Raw genomic sequence first — 24,139 nt, forward strand, 5'->3', positions numbered from 1 at the left:
TTTGCGCGCTAAGCTGGCGGCTCATTTATTGAGCGGAGCCTGGCATGTCCGAGTTGATCCTCCACCATTACCCGCAATCCCCCTTTGCTGAAAAAGCCCGCTTGCTGCTGGGCTTCAAGGGCTTGTCCTGGCACTCGGTGCTGGTGCCGCCGATGCTGCCAAAGCCCGATCTGACCGCACTGACCGGCGGCTATCGCAAAACCCCGGTGTTGCAGATCGGCGCGGATATTTATTGCGACACGGCCCTGATCGCCCGTCGCCTGGAGCAGGAAAAAGCCGCGCCAGCGCTGTTTCCACGTGGTCAGGAAATGAACACCCAAGCCTTCGCCGCCTGGGCCGACAGCGTGGTGTTTCACCATGCCGTGAGCCTGGTGTTCCAGCCGGAATCGGTGGCGGTGCGGTTTGCCAAGTTGCCGCCGGAAGTCTTGAAGGCGTTTATCGCGGACCGTGTGGGCTTGTTCACCGGCGGTACCGCCAACAAAATTCCGCCCGAGCTGGCACGGCATCAATGGCCGGCGATCATGCTGCGTGTGGAGCAACAATTGCAGCACGAGTCGGGCGACTTCCTGTTCGGCGAAGCGTCAATTGCCGACTTTGCCCTGGCCCACGCGCTGTGGTTTCTCAAGGCCACGCTGGTGACGGCACCGTTGGTGGATGAGTATCCGGCGGTTGTGGCGTGGCTGGGTCGGGTGTTGGGTTTTGGCCACGGCACCGCCAGCGAAATGAGTGCCGAGCAGGCCTTGGAAATTGCACGCAATGCCACTCCGGCGGTTTTGCCGGACGAAGTCTTCGTTGACCCCAACGGCTTCAAGGCAGGCCAGCAAGTCACCATCAGCGCGACGGACTACGGCGTAGATCCGATCGCCGGTGAATTGCTGTTTGCCGGCCGCGAAGAGCTGATCCTGCGGCGTACCGACGAACGCGGCGGCATCGTGCATGTGCATTTCCCGCGCTTTGGCTTCCGCCTGCAGGCGCAATAATTAAAATTATTTTCAAAAGAAGGTGAGGTAAATCCACCGCCCAACCGTGTAGTGCTTGAAACTGCGATCTATTCGCATTAACAGCGTTTTCTACACGGGTTCTCACAGCATGAAGTCGACGGCGGGCGGTTGGGTTAAACAGTGGCTGGGAGCCTCGGTATTGGCGGTATCCGGGTTGGCGTTGCTGCCTTTGAGCATCGCGCAGGCGCAGGAGCAGCAAAGCGCCCAGTTCACTTTCGCCCTGGCAGCCAAACCGCTGCCCCAGGCCCTGGCCGATTTCAGCCGGGTCACCGGGATCAGCGTGATCTATACCGATGAAGCGCCGTACGGTTTGAACGCCCCTGCGGTCAGCGGGCAGATGAGCGCAACCCAGGCCCTGCAACGCCTGCTCGGCAACTCGGGCTTTACCTTCCGCCAGATCGACGCCCGCACTCTGGCGCTGGAGCCGGTGCCCACCGACGGTGCGGTCAACCTCGGCGCCACCACCATCAGCGGCGCCAACCCGACGCAAGAGACCACCAGCTACCAGCCGCCGCCCACCAGTTCAGTGATGCGCTCCCACGGCCTGCTGCTGGAAACCCCGCAAACCGTCAACGTAGTGCCCGCCCAAGTGTTGCGCGACCAACAACCGCGCAACCTGGACGACGCCCTGGCCAATATCAGCGGCATCACCCAGGCCAACACCCTCGGCAGCACCCAGGACGCGGTGATGCTGCGTGGCTTTGGCGACAACCGTAACGGCTCGATCATGCAGGACGGCATGCCAGTGGTGCAGGGCCGCGCGCTGAACTCCACCGCCGAACGCGTCGAGGTACTCAAGGGCCCATCGTCGTTGCTGTACGGCATTCAGGACCCGGGCGGCGTGGTCAATATCGTCAGCAAAAAGCCTGAGCTGGTGCAGTCCACGTCCCTGACCGCACGCGGTTCGACCTTCGGCGACGGCAAGAATGGCAGCGGCGGCAACCTCGACACCACCGGGCCCATTGGTGACAGCGGTCTGGCCTATCGCCTGATCGTTGACCATGAAGACGAAGATTACTGGCGCAACTTCGGCACCCACCGCGAGACGCTGGTGGCGCCGTCCCTGGCCTGGTACGGCGACACCACCAAGGTAGTGTTCGCCTATGAACATCGCGAATTTCTCTCGCCGTTCGACCGTGGCACCGCCATCGATCCCAAGACCAATCATCCGCTGAACATCCCCGCGACGCGTCGGCTGGATGAGCCGTTCAACAACATGGAAGGCCGCTCCGACCTGTACCGTCTGGAAGTCGATCACGACTTGAACGACGACTGGAAAGCCCACTTCGGCTACAGCTGGAACCGCGAAACCTACGACGCCAGCCAAGTGCGCGCGGTCAAGGTCAACACCAACGGCACGCTGACCCGCAGCATGGACGGCACCCAGGGCGCGCTGACCACCGACCGCTTCGCCACCACCAGCCTGGAAGGCAAAGTCAACGTGGCCGGCATGCAACACGATCTGGTGTTCGGCCTGGACGACGAATACCGCAAAATCTACCGTGCCGACCTGATTCGTCAGGCCCCGCGCGGCACCTTCAACTACAACAACCCGGTGTACGGCAACGAAGTGGCGGGCACCACCGTCAGCGCGCCGGACAGCAACCAGACCGACCTGCTGCGCAGTGACTCGCTGTTCTTCCAGGACGCCATTCACCTGAACGACCAGTGGATTCTGGTGGGCGGCGCGCGCTACCAGATGTACGACCAATACGCCGGCAAAGGCGTGCCCTTCACGGCCAACACCGATGGCAACGGCCAGAAATGGGTGCCGCGTGCGGGCCTGGTGTACCGCTACACCGATGAATTGTCGTTCTATGGCAGTTACACCGAATCGTTCAAACCCAACTCGACCATCGCGCCACTGGCCAACAAAAGCGTGCTGGACGGCAGCCTCGAGCCCGAGCAATCCAAGGCTTGGGAGTTGGGCACCAAGTTCGACATGCCGGGGCGCATCACCGCGAGCGCGGCGTTGTTCAACATCGAAAAACGCAATGTGCTGGTGCAGGTTGGGGACGGTCTGGCGGCCGTCTACAGCGTGGCAGGCAAGGTGCGCTCGCGCGGCCTGGAGCTGGATGCCAGCGGCCAGTTGACCGACAACTGGAGCCTGATCGGCAGCTATGCCTACACCGACGCGGAGGTCACCGAAGACCCGACGCTGAAGGGCAACCGCCTGCAGAACGTGGCGAAAAACACCGGTTCGTTGTCGGCCGTGTATGACTTCGGCAGCATTCTGGGTGGCGATCAACTGCGCGTCGGCGCCGGTGCGCGTTACGTGGGCGAGCGGGCAGGGGACGCGGCCAACAGCTTCGAACTACCGAGCTACACCGTGGCTGATGCGTTCGCCAGCTATGACACCAAAGTCGACGGGCAGAAGGTCAAGTTTCAGCTCAACGTGAAGAACCTGTTTGATCGCACGTACTACACCTCTTCAGTGAACACGCAGTTTGTATCCATTGGCGATGCGCGGCAGGTGTCGGTGTCCAGTACCCTGACGTTCTAAGGCAATCGACATCCTGTGGCGAGCGGGCTTCCTGTGGCGAGCGGGCTTGCCCGCGTTGGGCTGCGTAGCAGCCCCAAAACCCGACACTGCGGTGTACCTGGAAAAATGCGGTGGCATTGAGAGGGGCCGCTTCGCGCCCCAACGCGGGCAAGCCCGCTCGCCACGACAAGCCAGAGCTGTTAGCGTTGCCGCCACTGAACACTTCGCGGGAAAACGCTACTGATGCAGTTGGGCAAATGGATACATACCGGCGCGATGCTGGTGGGCTTGAGTTTTTTACTGGGAGGCTGCGCGAGTGTTTCACCGACCTCAACCTCTCTGGACCAATTGCTCGCCGACCCGGCGCTGCACGGCGCCACGGTTTCGCTGATGGTGCGCGATGCGCAAAGCGGCAAAACGCTGTACCAACACAACCCGCGTACGCGACTGGTTCCGGCCTCCAACCTGAAATTGCTGACCACCGCAGCCGCGATGGATGTGCTGGGCCCGCAATACCGCTTTGCCACGCAATTGCTGAGCAACGGCCTGCGTCAGGGCGACCGCCTCACCGGCAATCTCTACCTGCGTGGCCTGGGCGACCCGACCATCCAGTTCGCCGATTACCAGGCACTCGCCGCACAACTGGCCAGCCAGGGTATTCGCCAGGTGCAGGGTGATCTTGTATTCGACGACACCTGGTTCGACGCCGAGCGGTTGGGCGTGGACTGGTCCCACGACGATGAAAGCACCTACTACGGCGCACAGATTTCGGCGCTGACTGTGTCACCCAATACCGACTTTGACGCCGGTACCGTGCTGGTCACGGCCAAGGCGCCGGTGCGCGGTGGCCAGCCAGTGAGTGTGGATATTTTCCCGCCCACCGATTACCTGCAACTGAGCAACCACGCCCTCAGCGGGCCAGGGAACACTTACGGCATCAACCGTCGTCACGGCACCAACCTGTTGCAACTGAGCGGCGCCGTGGCGCCGGGCAAGCAAAGCAAGCAATTGGTCAGTGTGTGGGAGCCGACGCAACTGGTCGCCAACCTGTTCGAACAGGCTTTGACGCAACAGGGGATCAGCGTGTCCGGGCGGCGGATAATCGGGGGTGCCACCCCGGTGGCAGTCACCGTGCTGGCCGAACATCAGTCCGCGCCGTTGCAGGAGCTGATCACACCCTTGCTCAAACTGTCGAACAACAACATGTCCGAAGCCTTGCTCAAAGCCATGGGGCGCAAGGCGTCCAACAGCGGCACGGCGGCGGCGGGTGCGGTGGCGGTGGCCGGGTTTCTCAAGCGTCAGGGGCTGGACACGGCGGCGCTGAATCAGGTCGATGGGTCCGGTCTGTCGCGGCTTAACCTGGTGTCGTCGCAAACCCTCACCGACCTGTTGCTGGCGGCCAGCAAACAACCGTGGTTTAACGCCTGGTATAACGCGCTGCCGATTGCCGGCAACACCGACCGCATGACCGGCGGTAGCCTGCGCTATCGCTTGCGCGGCACACCGCTGGAAAACAACCTGCATGCCAAGACCGGCTCCATGGGCGGCGTGTCGTCCTTGAGCGGCTACCTCACCGATGCCCACGGGCGCCGGTTGGTGTTTTCGATGATCACCAACAACTACGTCGTGGCAGGCGCGCACGTCAAAGGCGTGGAAAACCGCGTGGCACTCGCCCTGTCTCGCGGGGACGATTGATTCAGGGCTGATAGCCCATACGCCAGCTCACGGCCCGGGTCGCTGCCAGCAACTGCTGCGCCGCCGGGCCATCTTCATCAGCGTGAAACAGTGAGGTGGGGCCGACCACGGTCATTACCGCCGCCACCTGCCCGACCGCGTTGAACACCGGCGCCGACAACGCATCGACGCCCGGCATCAGCAAACCATGCACAAAGTGCAAGCCACGGCTGCGGATCTGTTCGCAGACGGTGGCGTAGGCCTGATCGTCGGCCAAGGCATGGGCGAGACCGGCCTGAACCTCGCGCTCACGCAACTCCACGGTTTCGCGCGACGGCAGGTAGGCGCTGAACACCAGCCCGGTGGACGAACTCAACAGCGGCAACACCGAACCCAGTTGGGTCACGACCGTGATGGCGCGCACCGCAGGCTCGATGTGCACCACGGTTGCGCCCTGATTGCCCCATACCGCCAGGAAGCAGGTTTCATTCAGTTCATCGCGCAGCTCCGCCAAGGGCAGGGCGCCGACTTTCAACACGTCCATGCTGCCCAACGCGGCCAGCCCCACACGCAACGCCTCGCGGCCCAAACCGTAATGGTTGGTGGCGGTGTTCTGTTCGGCAAACCCCGAGGCGATCAGCGCCTGCAAATAGCGATGCACCTTGCTTGCCGGCATCTGTACATGCTCGGCCAGGCGTGACAGCGAGGTCGCCGGTGCCAGTTCGGCCAGGGCCTTGAGGATATCGGTGCCCACTTCAGCCGAGCGGACTTTCTGTTTACCGGTGTCGCGGGGCTTTTCCATGGAGGGGCGAGAATCCGAGAGATGAATGGGCGTCTTTATAGCTTGACGGTCGACAGTGATCAAATTACGTTGTGCGTAACTGGATTACGATAAAAACAACTTCCGTACAGAGGATGATCCATGAACCTCGAATACCTGTCGGGCTTCGGCAATGAATTCGCCAGCGAAGCCTTGCCCGGCGCGCTGCCCGTCGGCCAGAACGCCCCGCAAAAAGCCCCCTACGGCCTTTACACTGAGCTGTTTTCCGGCACTGCCTTCACCATGGCGCGCAGCGAGGCCCGCCGCACCTGGCTGTACCGCATTCAGCCGTCAGCCAATCACCCGGCCTTTGTAAAGCTTGAGCGACAGCTGGCGGGTGGGCCGTTGGGCGCCGTGACGCCAAACCGCCTGCGCTGGAACCCGCTGGATATTCCAGGCGAGCCGACGGACTTTATCGACGGCCTCGCAGGAATGGTTGCCAATTCCGGGTCGGAAAAACCTTCAGGCATCAGTATCTATCACTACTGCGCGAATCGCTCGATGGAGCGCGTGTTCTTCAATGCCGATGGCGAATGGTTGATCGTTCCCGAGCAGGGCCGACTGCGCATCGCCACTGAATTGGGTGTGCTGGACGTCGAGCCGCTGGAAATCGTGGTGTTGCCCCGTGGCCTTAAATTTCGCGTGGAACTGCTGGATGCCCAGGCACGCGGTTACGTCGCCGAGAACCACGGCGCGCCACTGCGCCTGCCGGACCTGGGCCCTATCGGCAGCAACGGCCTGGCCAACCCGCGGGATTTCCTCACACCGGTTGCCCACTACGAAGACCTGAAACAACCCACAACACTGGTGCAGAAATTCCTCGGCGAACTGTGGGCGTGCGAGCTCGACCATTCACCGCTGAACGTGGTCGCGTGGCACGGCAATAACGTGCCGTACAAATACGACCTGCGCCGCTTCAACACCATTGGCACCGTGAGTTTTGATCACCCGGACCCGTCGATCTTCACTGTATTGACCTCGCCGACCAGCACCCATGGTTTGGCCAACCTCGACTTCGTGATCTTCCCGCCGCGCTGGATGGTGGCCGAAAACACCTTCCGGCCACCGTGGTTCCACCGCAACCTGATGAACGAATACATGGGCCTGATTCAGGGCGCCTACGACGCCAAGGCCGAGGGCTTTCTGCCCGGCGGTGCGTCGTTGCACAGTTGCATGAGCGCCCACGGCCCGGACGGCGAGACCTGCACCAAGGCCATCAACGCGGACCTGGCGCCGCACAAGATTGATAACACCATGGCCTTCATGTTCGAGACCAGCCAAGTGCTGCGCCCCACGCAGTACGCCCTCGAATGCGCGCAACTGCAACCCTCATACGACGCGTGCTGGGCCTCGCTGCCCGCCACCTTCAACCCGAACCGGAGATAACCCATGACTCAGCCAACTTCAACCCGCAGCTGGGTGACCTCCGCCAACGGTCACGCCGATTTCCCCCTGCAAAACCTGCCGCTGGGCGTGTTCAGCATCAACGGTTCTGCACCGCGCAGTGGCGTGGCGATTGGTGATGCGATCCTCGACCTGCACGCCGCGCTGGATGAGTTCGACGGTGAAGCCCGTCGCGCCGTTGAAGCCACTGCTGGCGGCCAGTTGAACGCGTTTTTCGAACTCGGCCGTGGCCCGCGTGTGGCCCTGCGCGAGCGCTTGCTGGAATTGCTCGCCGAAGGCAGCCAGCTGCACACCCGTGAAGCGCAAGTGCTGCACCGCGCCGCCGATTGCCAGATGCACGTGCCGGCGAAAATCAACGACTACACCGATTTCTATGTGGGTATCGAACACGCGCAAAACGTCGGCAAACTGTTCCGCCCGGATAACCCGTTGCTGCCGAATTACAAGTACGTGCCGATTGGTTATCACGGTCGCGCCTCGACCATCCGCCCTTCGGGCACCGAAGTGCGTCGCCCTAAAGGCCAGACGCTGCCCGCCGGCCAGACCGAACCGAGCTTCGGCCCGTGCGCGCGTCTGGATTACGAATTGGAACTGGGCATCTGGATCGGCCAGGGCAATGCCATGGGCGACTCGATTGCCATTGGCGACGCGGCCGAGCATATCGCTGGCTTCTGCCTGCTCAACGACTGGTCGGCGCGGGATATCCAGGCCTGGGAATATCAGCCGCTGGGCCCGTTTTTGTCGAAAAGTTTTATCACCAGCATTTCGCCCTGGGTGGTGACGGCCGAAGCGCTGGAGCCGTTCCGCAAAGCGCAACCGGCACGCCCCGAAGGCGACCCGCAGCCGCTGCCTTACCTGCTCGATAGCCGCGATCAGAAAGCGGGCGCCTTGGATATCGAGCTGGAGGTGTTGCTGACCACCGCCTCGATGCGTGAGCAGAACCTGCCGGCCCATCGCCTCGCCCTGAGCAACAGCTTGCATATGTACTGGACAGTTGCGCAGCTCGTTGCGCACCACAGCGTCAACGGTTGCCAGTTGCAGGCGGGCGATCTGTTTGGTTCGGGCACCCTTTCCGGGCCTGAAGCGGGCCAGTTCGGCAGCCTTCTGGAAATGACCGAAGGCGGTAAAAAAGCGCTCGAGTTGCCTTCTGGCGAAGTCCGCAAGTTCCTCGAAGACGGCGATGAAATCATCCTGCGTGCCCGTTGCAACCGAGAAGGGTTTGCTTCCATCGGCTTCGGCGAATGCCGTGGCACCGTGGTCGCGGCGCGCTGAGAGGGCAGGGCGATGGAACTCTATACCTATTACCGCTCTACCTCGTCGTACCGGGTGCGTATCGCCCTGGCGCTCAAAGGGCTGGATTTCACCGCGCTGCCGGTCAACTTGCTGGTGCCGCCGGGCGGCGCCAATCGGCAGCCGGAGTACCTGGCGATCAACCCGCAAGGTCGCGTGCCAGCGTTGCGTACGGATGAAGGCGAACTGTTGATTCAGTCGCCCGCGATCATTGAGTACCTGGACGAACGTTATCCACAGGCGCCGCTGCTTTCCACGGACTTGGCGACTCGTGCCCATGAGCGTGCGGTGGCGTCGATCATCGGCTGCGATATTCATCCGTTGCATAACTCCAGCACCCAGAACCTGCTGCGCCAGTGGGGGCACGATGAGGCGCAGTTGCTGGCGTGGATCGGGCACTGGATCAGCCAGGGGTTGGGCGCGGTGGAGCAGTTGATTGGGGACACAGGGTTTTGCTTTGGCGAGCAGCCGGGGTTGGCGGACACGTTTCTGATTCCGCAGCTGTATGCGGCGGAACGCTTCAAGGTGCCGTTGGCGGCGTACCCGCGTATCGGCCGCGTGGCGGCGTTGGCGGCGCAGCATCCGGCGTTCATTCAGGCCCATCCCGCCAACCAACCAGACACCCCTGAAACACCCTAAATCAATGTGGGAGCTGGCTTGCCTGCGATAGCGGTCCGTCAGTTAAGCATTTACTGACTGACATTGCGCCATCGCAGGCAAGCCAGCTCCCACAGTTGATCGGATTCACCCGAATAAAAATAATAAAGGTACCTTGCGATGCACAATCAGATTGCCAGCTTTCGAGCGGCACTCGACGCCCGTCCGGTGTCGCGCTACCAGTGGTTGATTCTCCTGTTGCTGGCGTTGCTGCTGGTCACCGACGGCTACGACGCCCAGGTACTCGGCTACGTAGTGCCCGCATTGGCCAAGGATTGGGGCCTGGAAAAAGCCGCATTCGGCCCGGTATTCAGTGCCAACCTGCTGGGGCTGACGTTGGGCTCGCTGCTGGTCACACCGCTGGCTGACCGGTTTGGCGTGCGGCGTATCCTGCTCGGTTGCGTGCTGATCTACGCAAGCCTCACGGTGCTGATGGTGTTTGCCAATTCATTGTCCACGCTGATGGCCGCGCGGTTTATCTGCGGTATCGGCATGGGCGGCGCGATGCCGAGCGCCATGGCGTTGATGTCTGAATATTCGCCGCCACGCATGCGTACCTTGATGGTGACGTTGGCCGCGTGCGGCTTTTCGTTCGGCGGCGCGGCTGGCGGGTTTGTGGCGGCAGGGTTTATCGAAGGCTACGGCTGGCAGGCGGTATTTCTGGCGGGCGGTGTGACGCCTTTGCTGTTGTTTCCGTTTTTGGTCTGGCTACTGCCTGAATCCCTGCCACGGTTGTTACGTGATGCGCCGCCGTATGTGCGATTGCGCAAAGTCACGGCGCGCATGCTGCCCGACTGGCAGCCGCCGCTGGCGAGCGAAGCTGAAAACAGACAAGAGCAGGGCAGCAAACTGACGGTGGTGGAGCTGTTCCGTCACGGCTATGCACGCCCGACGTTGCTTATCTGGGCGACCTTTTTCGTCAGCCTGATCCTGCTGTATTTCATGATCAGCTGGCTGCCGTCGCTGTTGCTGGAAAGTGGCTTGGCGCTGAAAGAAGCCAACCTTGTGACCTCGATGTTCCTGTTCGCCGGCACGCTGGGCGCCATCGGCATGGCCTGGTTCGCCGACCGCCTGAAAAGCAAGGTTCGGCTGCTGTCCGGCGTGTTGGCGGCGGCTGCGGTGTGCACCATTCTGCTCGGTCTGAACCACGACAACCCGCGTTATCTGGTGGCCAGCGTGTTTGCGGCCGGGTTCTGCATCATCGGTGGCCAATTGACCCTCAACGCCTTTGCCAGCAACTTCTACCCGGCGCACGTGCGCGCCACCGGCACCGGCTGGGCATTGGGCGTGGGGCGGTTTGGCTCAATCCTGGGCCCGCTGTTTGGCAGCATGCTGCTGGCGATGCATATTCCGGTGGAGCAGATTTTCTTTTTCTGCGCGATTCCGGCGGTGATTGCGGCGTTGTTGATTATTCAGGTGCGTTCGCCTGGGGCGGCGGCGCCGAAGAGCCCGCTGCAGGGCGATATTCTCAAGACTTCATCACATCTCTGACGCCTCAATTTAATGGCAAACAGGCTTATCTGTGGAGATGGGCTTTCTGTGGCGAGCGGGCTTGCCCGCGTTGGGCTGCGAAGCAGCCCCAAAACCTGGCGCCGAGTAAAGCCTGACACACCGCATTTATCTGTATCAGGGCCGCTGCGCAGCCCAACGCGGGCAAGCCCGCTCGCCACAAGGAGCCATGCGCCAGCAATGAATGTGTTTAGTGCATCACTGAGTTGGGCGGCAGGTGCCCCAGTCGCTCGGTCAGGCGCAGGCGCTGGATCGGATCGTCGCTGAGCAGCAAAGCGTGTTCCAGGTCAAAACGCTCGGCACTCGGGCAATCCAGGCGTTGGTACAGGCTGGCGCGTGCCAGGTAGTCGGCGGCGCTGGCGTTGCCCAGTTCCAGCACGCGCTCGGCATCGATCAGGGCGTCGAGCGGGGCGTCGTTAGACAGGTGCAGTTGGCGCAGGTTGCGTGACAGCCGCTGCAGAATCGCGCGCGGTTCGGCGGTGAGCAGGTGGTCCGATTGCAACTTCAGGTTGGGCCCGTATTGCCGGTGCAGCAGTTCGCGGCAGTCATTGGGGTACAGGCGTCGGCCGCCGCACGGGTCGAGCAAGTGATCGGCGCCGGGCACTCGCAGCAGGAAATGGCCGGGGAAATTCACACCGACCATGGGGATATTCAGGCGCCGCGCCATCTCCAGCGCAATCAGACCCATGACCAGCGGTTGCCCGCGTTTGCGCTGCAACACCTTGTCGAGCAGGGCGGCCGCCGGGCGCAGCGGGGTGAAGTCGTCCTGAGCGAACCCCAGGTCGTTCAGGAGTCGCAACAACGGTTGGCCGAGTTCATCGGCCGGGAGCATGGGCATGCCCACACTGACCTGTTGTTGCAGCACGACCAGGTCTTGCAGGATCTGCAGCGGCTGCACGCTCGGGTCGTGTTCAGCCGCAATCCACAGCGCGGCTTCAAACAGCGCAGGCGGGGAACGTTCGAGGCAGGCGAAAAAGGCTTTGCGGGCATTCATTGCGTTCTCCGGCGGATGCCCCCGTTTTAGCCTTGCTGAGAATGTTCGTCCAGCACCTTAAGCGATATCCCACGTGCTTATGTCGCTGCGCCCACGAAACAGGGCGGCTTATTCCAGCGTGCTTCAGCAGTTTTTTGCCGCGAGCCTATACTTGGGCCTCTACCAGAAGTGATTCGGGAGCTTGACGATGTTTGCTCTCATGCACAGCACCCGCCTTGAATCGCTGCACCTGAGCGTCGACCCGATCACCGGGCTGAAGGCGGTCATCGCTATCCATAACAGCCGCCTGGGCCCTGCGTTAGGCGGTTGCCGCTACCTTTCTTACCCCGACGATGAAAGTGCCGTGGCCGATGCCGCGCGCCTGGCCCAAGGCATGAGCTACAAAGCGGCCCTGGCCGGCTTGCCGGTGGGTGGCGGCACGGCGGTGATCATTCGCCCGGTGCACGTGGAAAGCCGCGCGGCGTTGTTTGAGGCGTTTGGCCGCTGCATCGAGAAGCTCGACGGCCGTTTCATTACCGCCATCGACAGCGGCACCTCGGTGGCCGACATGGATTGCATCGCCCAACACACCCGTTTCGTCACCAGCACCACCGCCGCTGGCGATCCTTCTTCCCACACCGCCATGGGCGTATTCACTGGCATCCGCACCACCGCCATGGCGCGCCTGGGCAGCGACAACCTAGAAGGCTTACGCGTGGCGGTGCAGGGCCTGGGCAATGTCGGCTATGCCTTGGCCGAACAGCTGCACGCGGCGGGCGCCGAACTGCTGGTCAGCGACATCGACCACGGCAAGGTGCAACTGGCCATGGAACAGCTCGGTGCGCACCCCATCGCCAATGATGCCTTGCTCAGCACGCCTTGCGACATCCTTGCGCCTTGCGGCCTGGGCGCGGTGTTCAACCGTCACAGTGTCGGCCAACTGCGTTGCGCGGCGGTGGCCGGCTCTGCGAGTGCACAACTGACGACTCTGGACATAGCCGATCAACTGGAAGGGCGCGGCATCCTCTACGCCCCGGACTACGTGATCAACTCCGGCGGCCTGATCTACGTTGCGCTCAAGCATGGCGGCGCCGAACTGCCCGGCATTACCGCCCACCTGTCGAACATCGGCACGCGCCTTACGGAAATTTTCGCCCACGCCCAGGCCGAAAAGCGTTCGCCCGCACGGGTCGCCGATGAGCTGGCCGAGCGCCTGCTTTACAAATAATCCAGGCATTAAAAAGGCCCTGAGCCAATGACTCAGGGCCTGTTCAATTCGGGCTTTATTCCGCCGCTGCGTTCAGCAACTCGGACAACGCGTCCGGCTGGCTCTTGAACGCCTTGGCAAATACATCGCGATTCTTCGCCATGTAGATCCCGGCTTCTTCCACCTGCTGCTCGCTCAGCGACGGCACGGCTTTTTGCAACACTTCTGCCAGCAACTCAGCGAGTTCAAGCATTTTGTCATGACGGTCAGCTTCGGCTTTATCCATGAACAAACGCTCCAGATCTCGGCTGCTGCGGTATACCACTTCGACGGCCATTCACCACCTCACATGCCTTCACGATAGTTGTCTTTTGCGACTACTGTATTTATATACAGCTAAAAGGATAAGCCAAACCACAGGGTTTGGGTAGCAGCTTTTTAATGTAGCCCGTAAATACAGGTTTGCAGTGCCTCATATCACGCCGCCATCATCTTATACCGGCTACTGGCCTTTTTTCTGCATGCAGAAGAACCGTCACGTCCAAACCGCATTATCCGGTCGAGTCGACCTAAGGAAGCATCATCGTGAAAATCAACTGGGCCGAAAAGCTGCGTCAGAACGTCCATGGGCTGGCCGAGTCGCTGGGCAATCTGTTCGTGGAGACGTTCCACTACCTGGCGCTGTTCGCCATTGGTGCGGTGACCGCGTGGGCGGCGGTGATGGAATTTTTGGGGATGCTGGAGAACGGACACATCAAGATCGATGACATCTTGCTGCTGTTCATCTACCTGGAACTGGGTGCGATGGTCGGGATTTATTTCAAGACCAACCACATGCCGGTGCGTTTCCTGATCTACGTGGCGATCACCGCGCTGACGCGTTTGCTGATCTCCAACGTGTCGCACCACAACCCGCCGGACATCGGCATCATCTACCTGTGTGGCGGCATTCTGTTGCTGGCGTTCTCGATTCTGGTGGTGCGTTACGCCTCGTCGGCGTTCCCCTCGGTGAAGGTTGAAGGCCCGCGCCGCAAGGGCGAGGCGAGCCCGGAGACCGAGAAAGGCGAGCTTTAAAGCCCGACGCTGAAGGGCAGTGCGCGAGTCGGTGGTGGCTGCAAGAGTTTGTGGCTGTCACCGTCGGTCATCACCGCCAGGATCTCCATGGCGCTGTGGCCCTGCTCGATGGCAATGCCGAATTGAATACTTTGCACCAAGCGTTTGAGCCGTTGCGGATCGTTGCGTTGTTCGGCGCTGATCATGCGTTTGGCCACCACGCCATCCTCTTTCGAGAGGGTGAGCATGATGCTGCCATCCAGCCGCTGGATGCTTAAGTTGACACGGTAGGTGGGCGTGAATGTGTCGGTGATGATCTGAAAAGGATTGTCCATGTGCGTTACCGCCTGATGAGAACATGCAGTCATTGACGACCGGTATCGGGATTAGTTCGCGTCTCCTGACCACCGGCCAAATTCCGTTTCCCTCAGAAGCTGTACAGCAAGGGCCGTGCCGTACAGCAACTCTCCAGGCGCTGAAATTCTAATGTGGGAGGGGGCTTGCTCCCGATAGCGGTGGATCAGCCAATGAATACTCGGCTGGAAGACTGCTATCGGGAGCAAGCCCCCTCCCACATTTATTTTGTGGTGTTCTTGATCGAGTGGTCTATTTCAGGGCAACACAGAGAAAACGATCGCAGACAGCGCAATCAACCCGATCACCACCACAAACACATTCGACACCTGCCCCGAATACTGGCGCAGCGCTGGCACGCGGCGGATCGCGTACATCGGCATCAAAAACAGCAGGCACGCGATGATCGGCCCGCCCATGGTTTCGATCATGCCCAGGATGCTTGGGTTGAACGTCGCCACAGCCCAGCAGGTGAGCACCATGAACAGCGCGGTGCTGCGTTCCAGCCATTTGGCCGACATTGAGCGGTTACGCCCGCGCAGGGACTTGACGATCAAGCCCTGAAAACCTTCGCTGGCGCCGATGTAGTGGCCGAGGAAGGATTTGGTGATCGCCACCAGTGCAATCAACGGGGCGGCGTAGGCGATCACCGGCGTTTCGAAGTGGTTGGCCAGGTACGACAGGATCGAGATGTTCTGCGCCTTGGCCGCGGCCAGGTCAGCGGGCGACAGCGCCAATACGCAACTGAAGCAAAAGAACATCACCGTCAGCACCATCATGCCGTGGGCGGTGGCGAGGATGCCGCCGCTTTTGCGCTCGGCTTGCGGGCCGTACACGCGCTTCTGGTCGACGGCGAAGGCGGAGATGATCGGCGAGTGGTTGAAGGAAAACACCATCACCGGGATCGCCAGCCACAGGGTCTTGAAGAACAGCGGCAGCGGCATGCCGTCGCCGGCCGAGGCGAAGAACGCGCCGTTCCAGTTGGGAATCAGGCTGAAGGCCAGCAACAGCAGGGCCGCGACAAACGGGTACACCAGCACGCTCATGGCCTTGACGATCACGCCCTGGCCGCAACGCACAATGGCCATCAGGCCAAGGATCAGCACCAGCGACAGGATCGCGCGAGGCAGCGGCGCCATGTGCAGTTGGTGTTCCATGAAACTGCTGAGGGTGTTGGTCAGCGCCACGCTGTACACCAGCAGAATCGGGAAAATGGCGAAGAAATACAGCAGGGTGATCAGCTTGCCTGCGCCGACGCCAAAGTGCTCTTCGACCACGTCGGTGATGTCACCGGATTTGCCTGACAGCACAAAGCGCGTCAGCCCACGGTGAGCGAAGAAGGTCATCGGGAAGGCCAGCAGCGCCAGCACGATCAGCGGCCAGAAGCCGCCGACCCCGGCGTTGATCGGCAGGAACAGTGTGCCCGCGCCGATGGCAGTGCCATAGAGGCCGAGCATCCAGGTGGTGTCGTGTTTGGTCCAGCCAGTGGTAACAACGGTGTTCTCTACAGACGGATTTTCGGCAGCAGGTGTACGTACATCGGTCATCGGTATTGCCTCGTTATTATTTTTGCGCGGGCTCACGTGTGGGGCGGGTAGCAGTGCTCGTCAGCACTCCACCCAGCTGACCGCCAGGCCGCCCCGTGAAGTTTCTTTGTATTTGTCGTGCATATCGGCGCCGGTGTCGCGCATGGTGCGGATCACCCGGTCGAGGGAAATAAAGTGTTTGCCGTCACCGCGCAGGGCCATCTGCGTGGCGTTGATCGCCTTGACGGCGGCGATGGCATTGCGCTCGATGCACGGCACTTGCACCAGGCCGCCGACCGGGTCGCAGGTCAGGCCCAGGTTGTGTTCCAGGCCGATTTCGGCGGCGTTTTCCAATTGTTCCGGGGTGGCGCCAAGGATGTCCGCCAGCCCGGCGGCGGCCATGGCGCAGGCCGAGCCGACTTCACCCTGGCAGCCGACTTCGGCACCGGAGATCGAGGCGTTTTTCTTGCACAGGATGCCGACGGCAGCCGCGGCGAGGAAGAAATTGACCACGTCGTCGTCAGACGCGTCGGCGTTGAATTTCATGTAGTAGTGCAGCACCGCCGGGATGATTCCCGCTGCGCCATTGGTCGGCGCGGTGACCATGCGCCCGCCGGCGGCGTTTTCTTCGTTGACGGCGAGGGCGAACAGGTTGACCCACTCCATGGCCGACAAGGTCGAGGTGATGACATTCGGCTTGCCGATTTCCAACAGGCTGCGGTGCAATTTCGCCGCGCGACGCGGTACATCCAGACCGCCTGGCAGGATGCCTTCATCGCGCAGGCCTTGCTCCACGCATTCGCGCATCACCGACCAGATATGCAGCAGGCCGCTGCGGATGTCGGCGTCGCTGCGCCAGGCGCGCTCGTTGGCCATCATCAGCTCGGAAACCCGCAGGCCGTGCTTGTTGCACAAGGCCAGCAGTTCGACAGCACTGGAAAAGTCGTAGGGCAATTGCACGTCGCTGGTCGGCGCCACGCCCGACTCGGCCTCGGCCGCTTCGATGATGAAACCGCCGCCCACCGAATAGTACGTTTGCTCGCTGAGCAGACCGTTTTCGCCATAGGCGTGCAGGGACATGGCATTGGGGTGGTAGGGCAGGCTTTCGTCCAGCAGCAGGAGGTCGGTGTGCCAGTTGAAGGCAATTTCCTGGCGGCCTGCGAGCAGCAGTTTGCCGGATTCGCGCAGTTGCTGAATGCGTGTGTTGATTGAGGTGGGGTCGACCTGATCTGGCCATTCGCCCATCAGGCCCATCACGCAGGCGCGGTCAGTGGCATGGCCGACGCCGGTGGCGGACAGCGAGCCGTATAAACGCACTTCGACGCGGCGCGTATCGGCCAGCAAGCCCTGGTCTGTCAGTGCCTGAGCAAAGGTCGCCGCCGCCCGCATCGGACCGACGGTGTGGGAGCTGGACGGCCCGATGCCGACTTTGAATAGATCGAAAACACTGATAGTCATGCTAAAGCCTTACAAGCAATGGAGGAGAAATCGCTGCCATGTTTTGTAGAGCGAGCGGAATTGGCGCGATACTGAGCCTCTGGATCGGCACTGACCAACGAATTATCCTAAGACACCCTTTAGCAGGACTAAACCCTATGAGCCGGCATTTACATGGCCAGACCTACGTCTGGTTGCACGTTTTTTCCTGTGCGGCGCGGCATTTGTCGTTTACCCGCTGCGCTGAAGAACTGCACATCACGCCCGGGGCGGTGAGCCAGCAAATTCGTCAGCTGGAGGAGCGTTTGGGCTTTCGGTTGTTCCATCGGCGCGCACGCGGTGTTGAACTCAGCGCCGAGGGGCAGCGGTTGGCGGCGACGGTCGGGGAGGCTTACGGCAGCATCGATGCTGAATTGCAGCGGCTGGACGCGGGCATGATCAGCGGCACGTTGCGCCTGCGCTCGATTCCGTCATTTCTGGGCAAATGGCTGACCCCGCGTCTGCCGCGTTTGCAGCAGCGTTTTCCGGATATCCAGCTGCGCATGGTCGCCGAAGACAGCAGCATCGCCCTGCACGAAGGCGACTTCGACCTGGCGATCGACTTGAACGACGGCAGCTACCCCGGCCTGTTATCCACAGCCTTGCTGGATGAGCAGATATTTCCGGTGTGCGCGCCGAGCCTGCTGCGCGGCCGCCCACCGCTGCACGGCCCGGCCGACCTGGTGCATTTCCCGTTGCTGCACGACATCACTGCCTGGCGTGGGAGTTATGAATACGCCGAGTGGGAGTTTTACCTGAATGCCATCGGCTATCACGACGCGGACGTGCGACGTGGCCACACGTTCAACCGCAACCACCTGACCATCGAAGCCGCCATCGCCGGCATGGGCGTGGCCATCGCGCGGCGCACCTTGCTCAATGATGAGCTGGAGCGTGGCACTTTGATCGTGCCGTTCGGCCTGGCCGTGCCCAACCACAAACGTTACGTGTTGTTGTACGCGCCAGGTGCGCTGAACCATCCGGGCGTGCGGGCGGTCCATGATTGGCTGGTGGAAGAAGCGGAGATTTTTCGCGGATTGCACCCCTTGGGAGAGGGGCAATTATGAGGTCGGTGGGGCGTAAGAAGATGTAACTAACTCCCCACCCTAACAGCGTTTTTGCTCGTAGTCAGACTTAATTTGTAATGTGTGATTTATCTTTGCAAAGGGGTTGAATTGTTCTTCTGACTGCTCAATTGTGTAATCAAGAGGTCATGGTTTCACCGCATCGGTGTTGCAGTTGTGATCTCTCGCGAGCTAGCTGAAATAAGGGAAAAACTATGCAAATCCAAGTCAATAGCGATAACCATATTGAAAGCAGCATCCGACTGGAGGAGTGGGTACGTACTACCATTGAAAGCACGCTCGAACGTTACGAAGAGGACCTGACCCGCGTTGAGGTCTACCTCAAAGATGAGAATGGCGACAAGCCCGGTCCCCATGATTTAAGTTGCCGCCTGGAAGCACGGCCAAAAGGTCATCAGCCGGTCTCGGTGTTGCATAAAGCCGATACCCTGGAACAGGCGATCGACGGTGCTGCTACAAAGCTTGAGCATGCACTGGAACATTTGTTTGGCCGACTGCAAGGCAAGCCTCGCGCTGCCGGGAAAAGCCAGCCGACCACCAAAGTGAATGAAGACGAGCTTGAACAGGAGTTTCTGGAAAAAGAACGCGCTGTGTTCAACGGCTGATAACTGACGGTTCTTTCATCCCCATCAAGACGGGCCTGCACATGCAGGCCCGTTTTCGTTTAGCGGCGGCGTCGGAAAAAATACCCGCTCAACAGTGCCAAACCACCCGCACCCAAACCCGCAAAGAGCATGGCCCAACCGGCGCCATGACGCAGCGCCGCCTGGGCATCAACACGCGCCAGCCCCAACGCATCCAGTTTGCCTGCCGCAATGCTCTGGCCTATGGCCGGCCAATCCAATGCCGTGGTTGCGGGCAGCAGGCTTGCAAGGTGATGGCTGATCCCCAGCAGCAGCACCAAACCCATCAGCGCGATGTTGAGTGCCAACGTAATCAAGCGCGCGCTGAGGTCGATACCCGACGCCATGCCCGCGCGATCAGCTGAAACCGAGCCGGTAGTGGTGTTGGTGGTCGGCGAGTTGGTCAGTGCCAAGCCCACGCCCGCCAACGCGCAACTGAACAGCACCAGCACAATGCTCGGATCTGCAGCTTGATTGGCTGCGGCCATCGCCATAAACCCCACGCCCATCAAACCCAGGCCCACCGGGATGATGCGCTCGGCGCCATAGCGCAAGGCCAGGCGTTCGGCCAGGGGCGGCACCAGCAAGGTCGGCAAGGTATAGGCGAGCAGTGCACCGCCGGTGGTCAGGGTGTCGTAGCCCAGCCCCGCCTGGAAGTAGAGCGGCAGGTAAATCATGAACGGCCAGAAGCTGAAGTTCATGCCGATAGAGCCCATCAACGCGCCGTTGAAGCGCTGAATGCGGAACACCGAAAAATCGAACATCGGATGATTGCTGCGTCGCTCAACCAGAATGAACAGCAGTAAACCGCCCACCGACAAGCCTGCCCAACCCAGCATGGCCGGTGTGCCAAAACCGCTCTCGCTGCCCTGGGTGATGAAGTAAACCAATGCAAACACCGACACCGTCAACGTGAGCATGCCCGCGATATCGAGGCGATGCTCGGCCGGGTCGCGCGATTCCTGCACGCTGATGCGCAGTAGTACCAGGGTGAACAGGGTCAAGGGCACGTGCACCAGAAACACCCAGCGCCAATCCGCCACAGCCAGAATCAACGCCCCCACCATCGGCCCGAAGCCCAGGCCTACACCCGCGATCACACCCCACACCGCAAAGGCCCGTGCCCGCGCCGCCGGTTCGCGGAACCTGTGGGAAAGAATCGCGAACTGGCAGATCATCATCGCCCCGGCGCCCACGCCCTGCACGAAACGCGCGGCGATCAGCGTGGACGCATCGTCTGCCAAGCCACAGGCCAGCGATGCCAGCCCGAACACCCACAGACACACCACCAGCATGCGCCGCCGACCGAAGCGATCGGCCAGGGTGCCTGCCGCCATCAGCACGCTGGTGCAGGCCAGTGTGTAGGCGTTCATGATCCATTGCGCGTCCTGAAAGCCGGTGCCCAGTTGCTGTTCCAGCGTTGGCAGAATGACCGGCACGCTGGAGATTTCCAGGCCGAACATCAGTGCAACAAGGCAGACGGCAGTGAGCGCCAGACCATCTCTGGCGGTACGCGGTGGGTGTGCGGCCGATAACGTGGCGGCGGGTGGCATGGGGTTCTCCTGAGGACGGGTGTATCGGGTTATTTTCAGGGGAATCCATTTCTTTATTCGTGATAAGTTTTCCGCTGATAAGGGAACAAAAGGCGACAATTTACCCATGGCCACTCCACGTTTTGACGGCGTCGAACTTTTTTTGCAAATCGTCGAAAGCGGCAACCTGACCGAGGCCGCCGAGCGTTTGAACCTCACGCGTTCGGCCGTGGGCAAAGGCCTGGCGCGCCTTGAAGCACGGCTGGGCACCTGCCTGTTACAGCGTTCCACCCGGCGCCAACGCCTGACCGAAGACGGTCAGGCGTATTACGAGCATTGCCTGCGCGCCTTGGCGGAACTTGAGGCCGCCGAATCGGTGCTTGAGAGTGGCCGCCAGATACCGCGCGGACGCTTGAGGGCGAGCCTGCCACTGGCATTCGGGCACCATTACGCCGCGCCGGCCTTATGGGGCTTGATGGACCGTTACCCGGAACTGGAGATCGAGATTTCGTTTTCTGACCGGCTGATAGACTTGGCGCAGGAAGGCTTCGACGTTGCGGTGCGTATCGGCCCGTTACCGGATACAGACCGCCTCAGCGCACGTCGTCTGGGCGAGCAGTCCGTGGGGTTGGCGGCGTCAGCGGAGTATTTGCAGCGTGCCGGGCGGATTGAAAGTATCGATGAACTCGTGGGTCACCGCGGCATTGCCTACCGCAGCAATACTGCGGTTCGCTCGGGCATGACATCGCCTCTGGTGCTCGACGACCTCCAGGCCGTGGCCGACGCCGCGATTGCGGGCGTCGGTCTGGCCTGGTTGCCGAGTTGGTTGATTGCGCATTACGTGTTGCGCGGGAAACTGGAAGCGGTACTGCCAGGCTACCGTGACCAACCCTCGCCGATCCATGTGATCTGGCCGACGGCGCCGCACATGCCGGCCAAAGTGCGCTGCGCCATTGATGCCTTGGTGGCCGGCACGCCGAGTTGCCTGGCGGGCAGTTAACCCCCAACCGACAAACTTATCCTCTGTGGGAGCTCCCACAGGGTGTCGCAGCGTTTGTAAGGTCCCGGCAATCAGAACGCGATGGACGTCTGCACATACACCGTGCGCGGCTCGCCCACGTATTTGCCCTTGTTGTTATCGTCAAACGAGCGCGTGTAGTACTGCTTGTTGAGGATGTTTTTCACGCCAACCGCCACGTTCAAATCCGACAGCTGCGGGCCAAAGTCATACGCTGCGCGGCTGCTGAACAACATATAGCCCGGGATACGACCCGTGCTGCCGTCGGCGCTTTCCGCCTGGGTGTTGGCATTGTCAGCAAACTGGCTGCTCTGGTAGCTGCTGTCCAGGTTGAGTTTCCAGCGGCCTTCGGTATAGCCGACGCCCAAGGTGCCTTTATGCTTGGACGAGAAAGGCACGCGGTTGCCTTTGTTCGGGCCGTCTTCGCGGATGGTTGCATCGACGTAAGCGTAGGTGGCGTACACATCAAAACCGGCGAGCGCCGGGCTCAAGCCGTCGAGGGCGTAGTTGATACTGGACTCGATGCCCTGGTGACGCGTTTCGCCACGGGCGATCACCGTATCGTTGGTCTGGTTGCTGTCGTACTGGTTGTCGAAGTTGATCAGGAACGCGCCGATTTCCGCACGCAAGGTGCCGTTGTCATAGCGCGTGCCGAGTTCCCAGGTGCGCGCTTTTTCCGGTTTCACTTCGCCGCTGGTGACGCGGTTTGGCATCTGGCTGTACTGCACGCTGCCGAACGAACCTTCGGTGTTGGCGTAGAGGTTCCAGTCGTCGGTGAGGTGGTAGAGCACGTTCAGCGCGGGCAGCGCGGTGTTGTAGTCGCCCTTGTACTTCACGTTCGTCAGGTTGTTGGTCTGCTGGGACTCGATCATCTCGTAGCGCACGCCCGGGGTGATGGTCCACTTGCCGATATCAATGCGGTCATCGACGAAAAACGCATTGGCTTCAGTGGCGCCACGCGTGTCGCGGTCGTTACGGCTATTGGTGTCTGGCAGTTGCTGATTGGCGGTGATCGGTGTGCGGTAGCGCAACTCGTGGCCGGCTTCGTTGATATAGCGGTAGCCAATGCCCACTTCATGGCTGGTCGGGCCGAGGTCGAAACCCTGAGCGAAACGGGTTTCGAGGCCGCGCACCCAGTACTCGCGCGGCGACAACGAAAGGAAGCTGCCCTGGTCGAGATAGCCATTACGCAAGGTGGTGGTGAAGAAGGTGTTGGCGGTGAATTCGCGGCGGTCTTCCTGGTAGCGGTAACCGGCGTTGAACATCGTACGACGACCCCAGAATTTGTCGTAGGGGCGGGTGGACTGATACGGGTCGGCCTTGTAGTCCTTGACGTTCAAACCACCGGGCATATCGGCCTGGCCTTCGTAGTACTGCGCCATGGCGTTGAAGCTGTTGGCGTCATCGAGCTGGTATTTGCCCTTGAGGATCAGGTCGTCGATGCGTGTGTTGCTGTTCTCGCGCCAGTCGCCGCCACGGGTGCCGGAATACAAAATCGCACCGCCCAGGCCATTCTCGGCGGTGCCGCCGGCCAGCAAATTGCCGGTGGTTTTGAAGCCGTCGTGGCTGGAGGACGGGCTGGTTTCAGTCTGCAAACCGCCTTTGACCGTCGGCGCATCCGGGATCGCGCGGGTGACGAAGTTGACGATGCCGCCAACGTTCTGCGGGCCATACCGCACGGCGCCGCCGCCGCGAACCACGTCCACCGCGTCCATGTTGCCCATGCTGATCGGCGCAAACGACAGCTGTGGCTGGCCGTAAGGCGCGAAGGGCACCGGGATGCCGTCCATCAAGACGGTGGAGCGTGAGGCGAGGCGTGGGTTGAGGCCACGAATACCGAAGTTCAGCGCCATGTCGTGGCTGCCGGTGCCGTTGTTGTCCGGGGCGTTGACGCCGGGAATGCGGTTGAGCACGTCACGGGCCTGGGTTGCGCCCTGGCGCTCGAACTCTTCGCGGCGGATCACATCACGCGCGCCGGGGTGTTCGAATACGTTGGTTTGCGCCGCATCGCCGAGCCAGTCGCCGACCACGTTGGAGGTTTGCAGTTCGAGGGTGGCCGGGGCGCTGGCAGGTTGCAGGCTGTAGGCGTTTTCGCCTTCGGCGCGGGCTTGCAGGCCGGTGCCTTCCAGCAGTTTTTGCAGACCTTCTGCGATGCCGTAATCACCCGACAAGCCACGGCTCTGCATGCCCGCCGTCACTTCTGAGCCGAAGGAGATCAGTACACCGGCTTCGCGGCCAAACTGGTTCAGGGCTGTTTCCAGCGAAGTCGGAGCAATGTGGTACGGCTTGGCATCCGCCGCCATCACGGACGGAAGTACGGTCAGGCTGAGGCTGGCGCCGAGCAGGAGTTGGCGCAGGGTGCGGGCGAGAAGCGTCGGTGGCTGAGGCATGAAGGGCTGTCCTGAGAAGGAAGGATCAAGGTGGCTTTCCTTCTCTGTCACGCGAGGGGTGGAAA

Annotated in this window: 20 protein-coding genes; 12 read left to right on the forward strand and 8 right to left on the reverse strand. The window is 61.3% G+C overall.

Annotated elements, in window-relative coordinates:
* Positions 1-44 precede the first annotated feature (44 nt).
* From BFW87_RS16770 to dacB, 3 genes are all read left to right on the forward strand, one after another.
* Positions 45-980 (forward strand): glutathione S-transferase family protein, encoded by a 936-nt coding sequence (locus BFW87_RS16770; protein WP_078740872.1) that lies wholly within the window; start codon positions 45-47, stop codon positions 978-980.
* A 109-nt stretch (positions 981-1,089) separates the two neighbouring features.
* The gene (locus tag BFW87_RS16775) at positions 1,090-3,504 is read left to right on the forward strand and encodes a TonB-dependent siderophore receptor (protein WP_078740873.1); all 2,415 of its coding nucleotides are present in this window, start codon (positions 1,090-1,092) and stop codon (positions 3,502-3,504) included.
* 222 nt (positions 3,505-3,726) lie between these two features.
* Positions 3,727-5,178, forward strand: coding sequence for a D-alanyl-D-alanine carboxypeptidase/D-alanyl-D-alanine endopeptidase (dacB, locus tag BFW87_RS16780; protein ID WP_078740874.1), 1,452 nt, complete (start codon positions 3,727-3,729; stop codon positions 5,176-5,178).
* 1 nt (position 5,179) lies between these two features.
* On the opposite strand, the gene BFW87_RS16785 is transcribed toward dacB, so the two are convergent.
* Positions 5,180-5,959 carry an IclR family transcriptional regulator gene (locus tag BFW87_RS16785; RefSeq protein WP_078740875.1) on the reverse strand — a complete coding sequence of 260 codons (780 nt, stop codon included), beginning with the start codon at positions 5,957-5,959 and terminating at the stop codon, positions 5,180-5,182.
* Between the two features lie 120 nt (positions 5,960-6,079).
* On the opposite strand from BFW87_RS16785, the gene hmgA reads away from it, so the two are divergent.
* The 4 genes from hmgA to BFW87_RS16805 all read left to right on the forward strand — a co-directional run bounded on the left by hmgA (position 6,080) and on the right by BFW87_RS16805 (position 10,819).
* A complete protein-coding gene (hmgA, locus tag BFW87_RS16790; protein ID WP_078740876.1) occupies positions 6,080-7,363 on the forward strand; it encodes a homogentisate 1,2-dioxygenase in 1,284 nt (427 codons plus the stop codon).
* Positions 7,364-7,366: 3 nt separating this feature from the next.
* On the forward strand, positions 7,367-8,653 hold the full coding sequence (fahA, locus tag BFW87_RS16795) for a fumarylacetoacetase (RefSeq protein WP_078740877.1): 1,287 nt from the start codon (positions 7,367-7,369) through the stop codon (positions 8,651-8,653).
* Between the two features lie 12 nt (positions 8,654-8,665).
* A complete protein-coding gene (maiA, locus tag BFW87_RS16800) occupies positions 8,666-9,310 on the forward strand; it encodes a maleylacetoacetate isomerase (RefSeq protein ID WP_078740878.1) in 645 nt (214 codons plus the stop codon).
* A 138-nt stretch (positions 9,311-9,448) separates the two neighbouring features.
* Positions 9,449-10,819, forward strand: coding sequence for an MFS transporter (locus BFW87_RS16805; RefSeq protein ID WP_078740879.1), 1,371 nt, complete (start codon positions 9,449-9,451; stop codon positions 10,817-10,819).
* Positions 10,820-11,027: 208 nt separating this feature from the next.
* On the opposite strand, the gene BFW87_RS16810 is transcribed toward BFW87_RS16805, so the two are convergent.
* A complete protein-coding gene (locus tag BFW87_RS16810) occupies positions 11,028-11,831 on the reverse strand; it encodes a SirB1 family protein (RefSeq protein ID WP_078740880.1) in 804 nt (267 codons plus the stop codon).
* A gap of 187 nt (positions 11,832-12,018) precedes the next feature.
* On the opposite strand from BFW87_RS16810, the gene BFW87_RS16815 reads away from it, so the two are divergent.
* Positions 12,019-13,038 (forward strand): Leu/Phe/Val dehydrogenase, encoded by a 1,020-nt coding sequence (locus tag BFW87_RS16815; protein WP_078740881.1) that lies wholly within the window; start codon positions 12,019-12,021, stop codon positions 13,036-13,038.
* A 55-nt stretch (positions 13,039-13,093) separates the two neighbouring features.
* Here the strand turns inward: BFW87_RS16815 and BFW87_RS16820 are convergent, their stop codons facing one another.
* The gene (locus BFW87_RS16820) at positions 13,094-13,354 is read right to left on the reverse strand and encodes a YebG family protein (protein WP_003171979.1); all 261 of its coding nucleotides are present in this window, start codon (positions 13,352-13,354) and stop codon (positions 13,094-13,096) included.
* 248 nt (positions 13,355-13,602) lie between these two features.
* Between BFW87_RS16820 and BFW87_RS16825 the strand changes: the two genes are divergently transcribed.
* The gene (locus BFW87_RS16825; RefSeq protein ID WP_078740882.1) at positions 13,603-14,091 is read left to right on the forward strand and encodes a phosphate-starvation-inducible protein PsiE; all 489 of its coding nucleotides are present in this window, start codon (positions 13,603-13,605) and stop codon (positions 14,089-14,091) included.
* On the opposite strand, the gene BFW87_RS16830 is transcribed toward BFW87_RS16825, so the two are convergent.
* The 3 genes from BFW87_RS16830 to BFW87_RS16840 all read right to left on the reverse strand — a co-directional run bounded on the left by BFW87_RS16830 (position 14,088) and on the right by BFW87_RS16840 (position 17,408).
* Positions 14,088-14,405: a DUF3509 domain-containing protein gene (locus BFW87_RS16830; protein ID WP_078740883.1), complete on the reverse strand. Its 318-nt coding sequence runs from the start codon at positions 14,403-14,405 to the stop codon at positions 14,088-14,090. The genes BFW87_RS16825 and BFW87_RS16830 overlap by 4 nt on opposite strands.
* A 276-nt stretch (positions 14,406-14,681) precedes the next feature.
* Positions 14,682-15,971: a serine/threonine transporter gene (locus BFW87_RS16835; RefSeq protein ID WP_078740884.1), complete on the reverse strand. Its 1,290-nt coding sequence runs from the start codon at positions 15,969-15,971 to the stop codon at positions 14,682-14,684.
* A gap of 60 nt (positions 15,972-16,031) precedes the next feature.
* Positions 16,032-17,408 carry an L-serine ammonia-lyase gene (locus BFW87_RS16840; protein WP_078740885.1) on the reverse strand — a complete coding sequence of 459 codons (1,377 nt, stop codon included), beginning with the start codon at positions 17,406-17,408 and terminating at the stop codon, positions 16,032-16,034.
* A gap of 137 nt (positions 17,409-17,545) precedes the next feature.
* Between BFW87_RS16840 and BFW87_RS16845 the strand changes: the two genes are divergently transcribed.
* Together BFW87_RS16845 and BFW87_RS16850 are read left to right on the forward strand one after the other, a co-directional pair.
* Entirely contained in the window at positions 17,546-18,493 is a 948-nt protein-coding gene (locus BFW87_RS16845; RefSeq protein ID WP_078740886.1) for a LysR substrate-binding domain-containing protein, read from the forward strand.
* A 212-nt stretch (positions 18,494-18,705) separates the two neighbouring features.
* Positions 18,706-19,116 (forward strand): HPF/RaiA family ribosome-associated protein, encoded by a 411-nt coding sequence (locus BFW87_RS16850; RefSeq protein WP_078740887.1) that lies wholly within the window; start codon positions 18,706-18,708, stop codon positions 19,114-19,116.
* 59 nt (positions 19,117-19,175) lie between these two features.
* On the opposite strand, the gene BFW87_RS16855 is transcribed toward BFW87_RS16850, so the two are convergent.
* Positions 19,176-20,687 carry an MFS transporter gene (locus tag BFW87_RS16855; protein ID WP_078740888.1) on the reverse strand — a complete coding sequence of 504 codons (1,512 nt, stop codon included), beginning with the start codon at positions 20,685-20,687 and terminating at the stop codon, positions 19,176-19,178.
* 106 nt (positions 20,688-20,793) lie between these two features.
* On the opposite strand from BFW87_RS16855, the gene BFW87_RS16860 reads away from it, so the two are divergent.
* Positions 20,794-21,666, forward strand: a complete 873-nt coding sequence (locus BFW87_RS16860; protein ID WP_078740889.1) for a LysR family transcriptional regulator — start codon at positions 20,794-20,796, stop codon at positions 21,664-21,666.
* A gap of 71 nt (positions 21,667-21,737) precedes the next feature.
* Here the strand turns inward: BFW87_RS16860 and fecA are convergent, their stop codons facing one another.
* The gene (gene fecA / locus BFW87_RS16865) at positions 21,738-24,074 is read right to left on the reverse strand and encodes a TonB-dependent Fe(3+) dicitrate receptor FecA (RefSeq protein ID WP_078740890.1); all 2,337 of its coding nucleotides are present in this window, start codon (positions 24,072-24,074) and stop codon (positions 21,738-21,740) included.
* Between the last annotated feature and the right edge of the window lie 65 nt (positions 24,075-24,139).

This window comes from Pseudomonas fluorescens (assembly GCF_002022275.1).
In the GTDB taxonomy this organism is placed as follows: domain Bacteria; phylum Pseudomonadota; class Gammaproteobacteria; order Pseudomonadales; family Pseudomonadaceae; genus Aquipseudomonas; species Aquipseudomonas fluorescens_AJ.